Genomic DNA, 12,215 nt, shown 5'->3' with positions numbered 1-12,215 from the left:
ATAAAAGGTATATATTTATGTATTTTGATGTTCATTGTGTACTCTATACATAAATAGACTAAATAATTAAAACTATTGACTTATAATTAAATAAGTACAATTGTTGTTATATAAGGAGGATACATAATTATGGCTAAATTTATGAAAACAGTTGATGGTAACACAGCTGCTGCTCATGTAGCTTATGCATTTACAGATGTAGCTGCTATATATCCAATCACTCCATCTTCAACTATGGCTGAAGTAGTAGATGAATGGGCGGCTCAAGGAAGAAAAAACATATTTGGACAAAAAGTTAGTGTTGTAGAAATGCAATCAGAAGCAGGTGCTTCAGGTGCATTCCACGGTTCTTTACAAGGTGGTGCTTTAACATCAACATTTACAGCATCACAAGGTCTATTATTAATGATACCTAATATGTATAAAGTTGCAGGAGAATTGTTGCCAGGAGTATTCCATGTAACAGCTCGTGCTTTAGCATCACAAGCCTTATCAATATTTGGTGACCACCAAGACGTTATGGCTGCTAGACAAACTGGATGTGTAATGTTAGCTTCTGGTTCAGTTCAAGAGGTTGCTGATATAGCTCCAGTAGCTCACTATGCTGCTATAGAAGGAAGATTACCATTTATACATTTCTTTGATGGTTTCAGAACTTCTCATGAAATACAAAAAGTAGAATTACTTGAAAATGAAGACTATGCAAGTTTATTAAACTTTGAAGCAGTTAAAGAATTTAGAGATAGAGCTTTATCTCCAAACCACCCAGTTACTCGTGGTACTGCTCAAAACCCTGATATATACTTCCAAACTAGAGAAGCATCTAACAAATACTATGATGATATAGTTGGAATAGTTGAAAAATACATGGATAAAATGAGTCAATTAACAGGAAGAAAACACAGTTTATTTGACTACTATGGTGCTCAAGATGCTAAACACATAATAGTAGCTATGGGTTCTGTAACAGAAACAATAGAAGAAACAATAGATGCATTAAATGCTAATGGAGAAAAATTCGGTTTAGTTAAAGTACATTTATTTAGACCATTCTCTATCAAACATTTCTTAGATGCAGTTCCATCAACTGTTGAAAGAATATGTGTACTTGATAGAACTAAGGAAAATGGTTCAGTTGGTGAGCCTTTATACTTAGACGTACGTGGAGCATTCTATGAAAAAGAAAATGCACCAATGGTAATAGGTGGAAGATACGGATTAGGATCAAAAGATACTACTCCTACAGATATAAAAACTGCTTTCGATAATTTAGTTTCTGAAAAGCCTAGAAATAGATTTACTTTAAGTATAGAAGATGATGTAACTAACACATCATTAACTCCATCAGAAGAGTTAAGAATAGCTCAAAAAGGAACTATAAGATGTAAGTTCTGGGGATTAGGATCAGACGGAACTGTTGGAGCTAATAAACAAGCTATAAAAATAATAGGTGACCATACTGAAAAATATGTTCAAGCTTACTTTGACTATGACTCTAAAAAATCAGGTGGGGTAACAATGTCTCACTTAAGATTTGGAGATGAGCCAATAAGATCAACATATTTAATAGATGAAGCTGACTATATAGCATGTCACAACCAATCTTATGTTTACCAATACAATAACCTATTAAAAGGACTTAAAAAAGGTGGAACATTTGTATTAAATACTATATGGGATCAACAAGGATTAGAAGAGAACTTACCAGCTAACCTTAAAAAATTCATAGCTGATAATGAAATCAAGTTCTACACTGTTAATGCTACTAAATTAGGACAAGAAATCGGACTTGGAAACAGAATAAACATGATAATGCAATCTGTATTCTTCAAATTAGCTGAAATAATACCAGTAGAGCAAGCTGTAGAATACTTAAAAGATTCTATAAACAAAGCTTACGGTAAAAAAGGTGAAAAAATAGTTAACATGAACTATAAAGCTGTTGAAGCAGGTATAGATGCTATAGTTGAAGTTGAAGTTCCAGCTTCTTGGGCAAATGCTACTGATGAAAAGAAAGCAGAAGTTAAAGAACCAGACTTCATCAAAAATATATTAAGACCAATGACAGCACAAGAAGGTAATGATTTACCAGTAAGTGCATTTAATGGAATAGAAGATGGTACATTCCCTCATGGTACAGCAGCTTATGAAAAACGTGGTATAGCTGTTAATGTTCCAGAGTGGATATTAGAAAACTGTATCCAATGTAACCAATGTGCTTATATCTGTCCTCATGCATGTATAAGACCAGTATTAGTTACTGAAGAAGAAGCAGCTAATGCACCAGAAGGATTCAATACTAAGAAAGCATTAGGTAAAGGATTAGAAGGATTACAATATAGAATACAAGTAAGTCCTCTAGACTGTACAGGATGTGGAAACTGTGCTGACGTTTGTCCAGCAAAAGGAAAAGCTTTAGTTATGAAACCTCTTGACACTCAACTTGATAACGAAGTAGATAACTGGGCATTTGCAGTAGATACAGAAAAAGTTGCTCCAAAAGTAGATGTAATGCCTGCTACAACTGTTAAGGGAAGTCAATTTAGACAACCATTAATAGAGTTCTCAGGTGCATGTGCAGGATGTGGAGAAACTCCATACATCAAGGTTGTAACTCAATTATTTGGAGATAGAATGATGATATCTAATGCTACAGGATGTTCTTCTATATGGGGAGCTTCTGCACCATCAACTCCATACACAATAAACCATGAAGGTAAAGGTCCATCTTGGGCAAACTCATTATTCGAAGACAATGCTGAGTACGGATACGGAATGTATTTAGCTGTTAAGCAAATGAGAAATAGAATAGTTGAAGCTATGGAAGAATTATTAACTATGAATATATCTGATGAGCTTAAAGATGCATTCACTAAATGGTTAGAAGTTAAGAACGAAGGAGAAGCTTCTAAAGAGCCAAGTGCTAAAGTAGTTGAAGCTCTTGCTAACTTTAAATCAGATGATGCTAAAGTACAAGAATTAGTAAAAGCTATAGATGAAAGAAAAGATTACCTAGTTAAGAGATCTCAATGGATCGTTGGAGGAGACGGTTGGGCATATGACATCGGATACGGTGGACTTGACCATGTTCTTGCTTCAGGAGAAAATGTAAACGTACTTGTATTTGATACAGAGGTTTACTCAAATACTGGTGGTCAAGCATCTAAAGCTACTCCAGTTGCTGCTATGGCTAAGTTTGCTGCTGCAGGTAAGAGATCTAAGAAAAAAGACTTAGGTATGATGGCTATGTCTTACGGAAACGTATATGTAGCTCAAGTTAGTATGGGTGCTGATAAGAACCAATTCTTAAAAGCTATAATAGAAGCTGAAAAATATGATGGACCATCTATCATAATAGCTTATGCTCCATGTATAAGTCACGGATTAAAAGAAGGTATGGGTAGAACTATAGCAAATGAAGATCAAGCTGTTAAAGCTGGATACTGGCATTTATACAGACACAACCCACAATTAAAAGATGAAGGTAAGAATCCATTTAGCTTAGACTCTAAAGAACCAAGTGAAAGCTTCAGAGATTTCTTATTAAATCAAGTAAGATACTCAGCAATAGCTAAACAATTCCCAGATATAGCTGATGAATTATTTAATATGGCTGAAGAAAATGCTAAAGAAAGATACAACAACTACAAGAGATTATCTGAACAACAATAATATTAAAAAATATAATTAACTTTTATAAGTAAGACTGGTCAAATTGACCAGTCTTATTTTGTATTTAGATATTTAAATGGAAAATTTATTTTTATATAAAATAAAAAAAGACTATTATCTATGTATATAGAAAAAAACTATTTCATTTATACAGATATAGATACAAACTATTGGACTATAGACCTAAAACCGAATAGAATTAAATTGTCGAATAGTAGGCATTTAGACAATATTTGCCCGAAAAAATTAACAACGACGTGCAAGAAATTGCATAGTAAACTCAAAATACACAAAAGGGGAGAAAGTAGATATGGAACTTAGAAAAGAACTTCCAGAAATATTTGAAGAATTTGGTGAAGCTAGAAGAAATGGATTTATATCAGCGAAAAATCTAAAAGAGAAAAACGTGCCATTGGTAGGTACATTCTGTACTTATATGCCATCTGAAATTCCTTTAGCTATGGGGGCATCAGTAGTATCTCTTTGTGCTACTTCAGATGAAACTATTCCAGATGCAGAGGTAGATTTACCAAGAAACCTTTGCCCACTTATAAAATCAAGTTATGGATTTGGTAAAACTGACAAATGTCCATTTTTCTATTTCTCAGATATAGTAGTAGGGGAAACTACTTGCGATGGAAAGAAAAAGATGTATGAATATATGGCAGAGTTTAAACCTGTTCATGTAATGGAATTACCAAATAGTCAGGTAAAACAAGAGTCAAAAGATTTATGGAGAAGTGAAATAATAAAACTTAAAGAAGTTCTTGAAAAACAATTTGGAGTAACAATAACAGAAGATCAAATAAAAGAAGCTATAAAATTAAAAAATAGAGAAAGAGAAGCTTTAAAATCTTTATATCATTTAGGAAAGTTGAAGCCAGCAGCTATTAGTGGTCAAGATATACTAAAGGTATTATATGGAAGTACGTTCAAATTTAATAAAGAAGATACAATAAAAGAAGTAACTGAACTTGCAGAAAGAATTAAAAAAGAATACGATGAAGGAAAGAGACTTGATGATAGACCAAGAATAATAATTACTGGATGTCCAATAGGAGGTGCAACTGAGAAAGTTGTAAAAGCCATAGAGGATAACGGTGCATATGTTGTTGCGTTTGAAAACTGTATGGGTTCTAAAGCGATTGAAAGATTAGTTGATGAAGATGTAGAAGATGTTTATGATGCACTAGCAGATAAATATCTTAATATAGGATGTTCTGTAATGACACCAAACCCTAACAGAATAGACATGTTAAGCAAAATGGTAGACGAATATCAAGCAGATGCAGTTATAGATGTAATACTTACAGCTTGCCATACTTACAGTGTGGAAACATTAAAAATTAAGAGATTTGTAAATGAAGAAAAGAAAATACCATATATGAGTGTAGAAACTGACTACTCAACTTCAGATATAGGTCAATTAAATACTAGAATGGCTGCATTTATAGAGATGTTATAAAATAAATTAAAAAACACCTTATAGAATAAATAATAAAATGCCCAAATTAGGAAACTTACTATAAAGTTATCTAGTTTGGGTATTTTTATTCTTCTTAAAATGTATTTATATTCCAAATATGGACAAAATCATATAAGAATAAGTGATTAGATCTATTTAGGAGGAATAAGTGATTATGTGTGGATATGTTTCTATATATTATAAAAATAATAAATACGCTTCATTAAAAGAGGATGTTATAGAAGATATAAATAACAAGATATTTCATAGAGGACCGGATGATGTTGGGTATTTTATTAGTGAAAAGGTTAGTTTGGGCTTTAGGAGACTTAGTATAATAGATGTGGATAATGGAAAACAACCTTTTAATAAAGGTAACACAACAATGGTATTTAATGGTGAAATATACAATTATCTAAAGTTGAGACAGGAATTAAAAAACAAAGGGTATTTATTTTATACAGATTCAGACACGGAAGTTTTATTATCAGCTTATATTGATATGAAAGAAGAAATGTTAGATAAGCTTGTGGGTATGTATTCTTTTTTAATATGGGATGAAGAAGATAAAAGTTTATTCGGTGCAAGAGATATATTTGGTATAAAGCCTTTATATTATATAGAGACAGAAGATTTTATAGCTTTTGCATCTGAGTATAAGTCTTTGGTGAATTTGCTGGACAATAGAAACTTAAATAAACTTAGTTTGCAACAATACCTATCATTTCAGTACCCAGTAGGTGAGAACACTATGTTTAAGGATATAAAGAAAATAATGCCTGGGCATTATTTCAAAATAAAAGACAACAAGATGATTATAGAAAAGTATTATGATATTAATTATAAATCTAATGAAAGCGTGACAAAAGAGGATGTATATAATGTAATATATAATTCAATAAAAAGCCATATGGTATCGGATGTAGAGGTAGGGACGTTTCTATCAGGAGGTGTAGATTCTTCTATAATAGCAGCAATAGCATCTAAAATAAATCCAGATATAAAATCATTTTCAATAGGATTTGGGATAGATGGCTATGATGAGCTTGATATAGCTAAAGAAACTGCAGACAGACTTGGAATAGAAAATATACAAATAAATGTAACACAGGATCAGTACATAAGAGAATTACCGAATATAGTTAGGTTGTTAGATGATCCACTTGCGGATCCATCTGCTATAGGTTTGTATTTCTTATCTAGAGAGGCGAGCAAATATGTTAAGGTAGTTCTATCTGGTGAAGGAGCAGATGAACTGTTTGGAGGGTATAATATATACAAAGAGTACTACAGTTTAAAACCTTTTTTAAACATACCTGATAGAATAAGTAGTGTAATAAATAAAATGGCTAATTCAATGCCAAATATAAAGGGAAAAAACTATCTACTAAGGGCAACTACTCCTCTTAGACAAAGATACATAGGCAATGCAAAAATTTTTGAAAATAAGGATGTAGAAAATATTTTAAGACTGTACAACAGCGAATATAAATATGAAAATATAACGAAAGATATATATAATGAAGCCGAAAATATGGGATATGATTATGTTACAACTATGCAGTATATAGATATGAATACATGGCTACCCGGAGATATCCTCTTAAAAGGAGACAAAATGTCTATGGGTGCATCTATAGAACTTAGGGTTCCGTTTTTAGACAAAAATGTCTTTGAGTTGTCCAAAGGGTTATCACTAAAGCAAAAAGTAACAAAAAAACAATCAAAGGTACTTTTAAGAGAGGCATTCGAGGGAATAGTTCCAGATCATGTAGTTCAAAAAAGAAAATTAGGATTTCCTACTCCTATAAGGGTCTGGTTAAAAGAAGAATTAGGAGATGTAGTTAGAAAAACTATAAAAGATGCAGATGTAGAACAAATCATAAACAAGGAGTATGCAATAGAACTATTAGACGACCACATAAGAGGTGTAGCGGATAATTCTAGAAAAGTATGGACTATATTTATGTTTTGTCTGTGGCATCAGATATTTGTAGAAAATTTATCAGTAGAATTCGCACACTAAAAAAGTATAAGTTAATAAAGATCTGTTTAGAAAGAATGGTTTTACTCAGTAGAGAAACCATTCTCAAACTCATTATTATTGTTTAGATAGTTTCTTGGAGAAACGTTATAGGCCTTTTTAAATGCTCTTACAAAGCTAGAATAATCGTTAAATCCACATCTTGTGCATACATCTCCCATAGATAAGCCCTCATTAATGAGAGACTTAGCAAGTACAAGTCTTTTTTGAGTTATATAACTATGCATAGAGGTTCCAGTTTGGGCTTTAAATTTTCTCATCAGATAGTATTTACTTGTGAAAAACTCAGATGCTATATTATCTATAGATAGGTCTTTCTCTAGGTTATTATCTATATAATTCAATATTGATTCTATGTCTTTATTTGATGTATTAAAATTTATATTAGTACTTTTTTCATTTTGTAGAAACCATCTATTAATAAGTACCAAAAACTGTAGAAAAAAAGTTCTTTTTAAAACATCACTGCCAAACTCGTCATTAGAGTCGCAAAGCTCAATTTCATGTATGTATTTTTTTATTAAATCTATAGATGATTTATTTGTAGTTAATAGATTGTATTTATTTTTGATAGCTAAATCGAAGCATTCTAGAAGATCTGTTTTATAATTTTTGTGTTTTTGCATAAAGTTAGGATTTATCCAAATAACTATTCTCTCATAAAATTTATCAGGATTTATAATAGGTTTATGAATTTCGTTGTTATTAATAAATAAAATATCCCATGGCTTTAGCTTATAAGGTCTTCCTTCTATAAAATATGTAACATCCCCATCTATGAATATGATTATCTTGTTAAAGTTATGGTGGTGATACTCAAATTGTATATTTTTTTTATCTTTAATATTAAATATTTTAAAATCATCATCTAAATACCCTACTTTATTGTTAATTTTTTTCATTGTAAACATCTCCATATACATATTACAATGAATTATAGGGCATTTTTTGCAATGTTTCAAGCACTTTTAACAATTTACATAGTAAAAAAAATAGATATAATAGTAAGAGGAATTGTATGTCAACTTGGACATGGGAGGTAAGTTTTTATGAAACTAGAAAAGGTTATAGAAGGATTAGATGTAATCAGTATTAAAGGTGATATAAATTTAGATATTGCGAATATTGAATACGATTCAAGAAAGGTTATAGAGGGAACTCTATTTGTGTGCGTCAAGGGGTTTACAGTAGATGGACATAAATTTATAGATAGTGCTATAGAAAAAGGGGCAAAAGCCTTTTTAGTAGAGGAAGATATAGATATACAAGGTTATACTTTTATAAGAGTAGAAAATACAAGAAAATCTATGGCAAAGGTAGCAGATAATTTTTGCAATCACCCATCAGAGAAGCTTGGGGTTATAGGAGTCACTGGAACAAATGGGAAAACAAGTATCACTACTTTTTTAAGTGAAATACTAAAGCTAAATTCAAATAAGGTTGGTCTTATAGGTACTATAAAGATATTTGATGGTGAAAAAGAGGTGTCTTCAAACTCTACTACTCCGGAGAGTGTAGATTTGCAAAAAACTTTTAATAATATGTTAGATAACGGTTGTGACTATTGTGCTATGGAGGTTTCATCTCACTCACTTGCACTAAATAGGGTAGATGAAACTAAATTTAAACTTGGTTTATTTACAAACTTAACACCAGACCATTTGGATTTTCACAGGGATTTAGATGACTATAGAGATGCTAAAGAAAGATTATTTTATAAAACCACATTAGCAAATATAATAAATATAGACGATGAGGGTGGAAAGAAGATATATGAAAATATAAAAAATCTTGGCACGCCTTGTTATACTTATGGAATAGATACTAAGTCTGATTTTATGGCTAAAGATATAAAAATTGACGCTGCAGGGGTATCATATAGACTGATAACTCCAACTTATGAAGAGGTAATATTTGTACCAGTACCAGGAAGATTTACGGTTTATAATACGCTAGCGGTTATAGCTGCTTGTTATATGTTAGATATTCCAAGAGGTGTATTCCAGGAAGCTCTTAGAACAACTGGAGGGGTTGCTGGAAGGTTTGAAGTAGTTCCAAATAATAAAGGAATAAATGTAATAGTAGACTATGCTCATACTCCAGATGCACTTGAAAATGTACTAAAGACGGCTAAGGAATTCGCCAAAGGCAATATAATTACTGTATTTGGATGTGGTGGAGACAGAGATAAAAGCAAGAGACCTCTAATGGGCAAGATAGGTCAAGAGTTCTCTGATATATGTTTTGTAACATCTGACAATCCTAGAACTGAAGATCCTAAACTAATAATTGAAGATATTTTAAAAGGTTTAGATCAAAAAAATAAAAATTATAGAGTGGTTGTAGATAGAAAAGAAGCTATAGAGGAAGCTATAAAGTTTGCTAAAAAAGATGACATAGTGATAATAGCTGGTAAAGGGCATGAAAACTATCAAATAATAGGTAAAACTAAATACCATTTTGATGATAAAGAAATAGCTAAAGAATGCTTAAATTAAATAGACTTTAAATTAAGTAGATTTTAAATTAAAGAAGGGTCAGATGAAAAATTCTGACCCTTTTTACTATTTAATATTTATTTTATACGTTAAATCTGAATAATATAACATCTCCATCTTTTACGATATAATCTTTACCCTCAAGTCTAACTAGTCCTTTTTCTTTGGCTGCAGACATAGTTCCATGTTCAACTAAGTCATCAAAAGCTATTGTTTCTGCTCTTATAAATCCTCTTTCTATATCAGAGTGGATTTTTCCACCAGCTTGTGGGGCTTTAGTTCCAACTTTTATAGTCCAAGCTCTAACTTCTTGAGGTCCAGCTGTTAAGTAGGATATAAGACCAAGTAAAGCATAAGAAGATTTTATAAGTTTATCTAATCCTGATTGCTCAAGACCTAGTGTTTCTAAGAACTCTTTCTTTTCTTCATCAGATTCAAGTTCAGAAATTTCTGCTTCTATTTGTGCACATATAACTACTACTTCGGCACCTTCAGTAGATGCATGTTCTCTTACTCTGTTAACTAGTTCATTATTTTCTGCCTCATCAGCTAAATCATCTTCAGATACATTTGTTGCATATATAACTGGTTTAGAAGTAAGTAAGTTTAATGAATTTACAAATGCTTGTTCTTCCTCTGTAAATGACATAGTTCTAACACATTTACTGTCTTCTAGAGTAACCATTATTTGTTTTAGGAAATCAAGTTCTGAGGCCAAAGATTTATCAGCCTTAGCAGCTTTTTGAGTTTTTTGTATTCTTCTCTCTAATATTTCTATGTCAGAGAATATCAATTCTAAGTTTATAGTCTCTATATCTCTTAGAGGATCTACAGAACCATCAACGTGAACAACGTTAGGGTCCTCAAAACATCTTACTACGTGAACTATAGCATCAACTTCTCTTATATGTGATAAGAATTTATTTCCAAGTCCCTCGCCCTTAGATGCTCCTCTAACTAATCCTGCTATATCACAGAACTCAATGGCAGTAGGAACTACTTTTTTAGAATCATATAATTCTCTTAATTTGTGAAGTCTTTCATCTGGAACAGATACTACACCAACATTTGGCTCTATTGTACAGAATGGATAGTTAGCAGACTCAGCACCTGCTTGAGTTATTGCGTTGAATAGTGTACTTTTACCTACGTTTGGTAAACCGACTATACCTAATTTCATATTCTTCTTCCTCTCTTTTTTGGTATTAAAATGTACTACTTAAAAATATATTATCAATTATATAATTAAGATATATTTCAGTAAATAAAGTTATATTAAAAACAAACTATAAGTTGTTTAAATTGCTTGAAATAGTCAAATGCAGGCAATTTAAAATCAGAATTATAGACATACATATTGATTATACATCATATATATATTAGATGTAAACTATACTTTATGATGGAGCTGGTTTTATGTTAATTTCAATGCTTTTATGCATATGTATATGTTTGAGTCTTATATTCAATGGATATATGGAGAATATATTTATAGTTTTGTCAGTAGGTTTATTTTATAAACTTATATTTGTCGATAAAGAATATAAATATATTGGTTACTCGGCAGTTATTTCGTATATTTTGGTAAGTGTGTTAATGATGACATTATTTAGAAACTACATAAAATTTAATGATATACAACCAGAAAAAGAAAAACAGGAAACAGTAGTTTTATTGGTATCAGAAGGGGAGAGCAGAAACTATAATATGAAGGAGCGTATGACAGAGTTATACTACACAAAAGGGAGCAAATCCTATTTAACTTTAGTACCAAACCTATACAAGTATAAAAGTTATTATGCAGAGCTAGGATCTAGCGATTTCAAGGAAAAATCAGAGGATATAGCAAGCAAATTAAGACCAAAGTTGGGTGCAAATTATAAGGTAGTAAATTCCTATATACATAGTGAACCTTATTTTGAAAATAGTCTAGAGGACATTATAGAAAAAGGATATAAAAAAATAATAATTTGTCCTGTTTTTATGACAGAAGGAGAGGGTTTTAGAGTGTTTAAGGAAAGGTATGAATCCTTGGACTTAAGTACATATAATCTAACCCAATTAGATGTATTGAACACTTTTTACAAATCAGAGAATCTATCGGTCTTATATAAAAACGAAATTTTAAAAAATATGACACATAGCGGTAAAGAAGCAGGAATTATACTAGTAGGTCTAAAAAATAAAAATAATTTAGAACAAGATATACTATTTAGGGAGAGATTGAGGGATGATATATTGAGATCCCAAAAAAATAATAACAATATCAAAATAAAATTACCTCTTTTAGAAAATAATAAAAAGGATATAATTAAATCAGGGGAAGAATTGTTAGAATATGGAATAGATAATTTGTATGTTGTTTTACCTACGTGTACAATAGATACTATGTATACTAAACATTTGGTTGAGAGCATACTTAGAGAACTTGATAATGGAAATACAAAATTTTATTATGTAAATCAAAATATAAAAACAGACATATTAGTTGAAGAAATTATTACGAAGGTTATACTAAGCAAAATAGGAGGTTAAT

At 31.1% G+C, this 12,215-nt stretch carries 7 protein-coding genes; 5 read left to right on the top strand and 2 right to left on the bottom strand.

Going from position 1 to position 12,215, the window contains the following annotated elements; all coding sequences use genetic code 11:
- Window positions 1-129: 129 nt before the first annotated feature.
- The 3 genes from nifJ to asnB all read left to right on the top strand — a co-directional run bounded on the left by nifJ (window position 130) and on the right by asnB (window position 7,163).
- On the top strand, window positions 130-3,672 hold the full coding sequence (gene nifJ, locus BUB34_RS04840) for a pyruvate:ferredoxin (flavodoxin) oxidoreductase (protein WP_073124832.1): 3,543 nt from the start codon (window positions 130-132) through the stop codon (window positions 3,670-3,672).
- Window positions 3,673-3,982: 310 nt separating this feature from the next.
- A complete protein-coding gene (locus BUB34_RS04835) occupies window positions 3,983-5,137 on the top strand; it encodes a double-cubane-cluster-containing anaerobic reductase (protein ID WP_073124830.1) in 1,155 nt (384 codons plus the stop codon).
- Between the two features lie 175 nt (window positions 5,138-5,312).
- Entirely contained in the window at window positions 5,313-7,163 is a 1,851-nt protein-coding gene (gene asnB, locus BUB34_RS04830; RefSeq protein WP_073124828.1) for an asparagine synthase (glutamine-hydrolyzing), read from the top strand.
- A gap of 41 nt (window positions 7,164-7,204) precedes the next feature.
- Here the strand turns inward: asnB and BUB34_RS04825 are convergent, their stop codons facing one another.
- Complete coding sequence (locus tag BUB34_RS04825; RefSeq protein ID WP_073124826.1) at window positions 7,205-8,083, bottom strand: AraC family transcriptional regulator; 879 nt, start codon at window positions 8,081-8,083, stop codon at window positions 7,205-7,207.
- Between the two features lie 147 nt (window positions 8,084-8,230).
- On the opposite strand from BUB34_RS04825, the gene BUB34_RS04820 reads away from it, so the two are divergent.
- A complete protein-coding gene (locus BUB34_RS04820) occupies window positions 8,231-9,679 on the top strand; it encodes a UDP-N-acetylmuramoyl-L-alanyl-D-glutamate--2,6-diaminopimelate ligase (protein ID WP_073124823.1) in 1,449 nt (482 codons plus the stop codon).
- A gap of 82 nt (window positions 9,680-9,761) precedes the next feature.
- Here the strand turns inward: BUB34_RS04820 and ychF are convergent, their stop codons facing one another.
- Window positions 9,762-10,859: a redox-regulated ATPase YchF gene (gene ychF, locus BUB34_RS04815; RefSeq protein ID WP_073124820.1), complete on the bottom strand. Its 1,098-nt coding sequence runs from the start codon at window positions 10,857-10,859 to the stop codon at window positions 9,762-9,764.
- 236 nt (window positions 10,860-11,095) lie between these two features.
- Here ychF and BUB34_RS04810 point away from each other — a divergent pair, with 236 nt between their 5' ends.
- Window positions 11,096-12,214, top strand: coding sequence for a CbiX/SirB N-terminal domain-containing protein (locus BUB34_RS04810; protein WP_073124817.1), 1,119 nt, complete (start codon window positions 11,096-11,098; stop codon window positions 12,212-12,214).
- The last annotated feature ends 1 nt before the right edge of the window (window position 12,215 follow it).

The organism is Asaccharospora irregularis DSM 2635 (assembly GCF_900129815.1).
In the GTDB taxonomy this organism is placed as follows: Bacteria; Bacillota; Clostridia; order Peptostreptococcales; family Peptostreptococcaceae; genus Asaccharospora; species Asaccharospora irregularis.
This window is presented reverse-complemented; position numbering and strand designations above follow the sequence as displayed.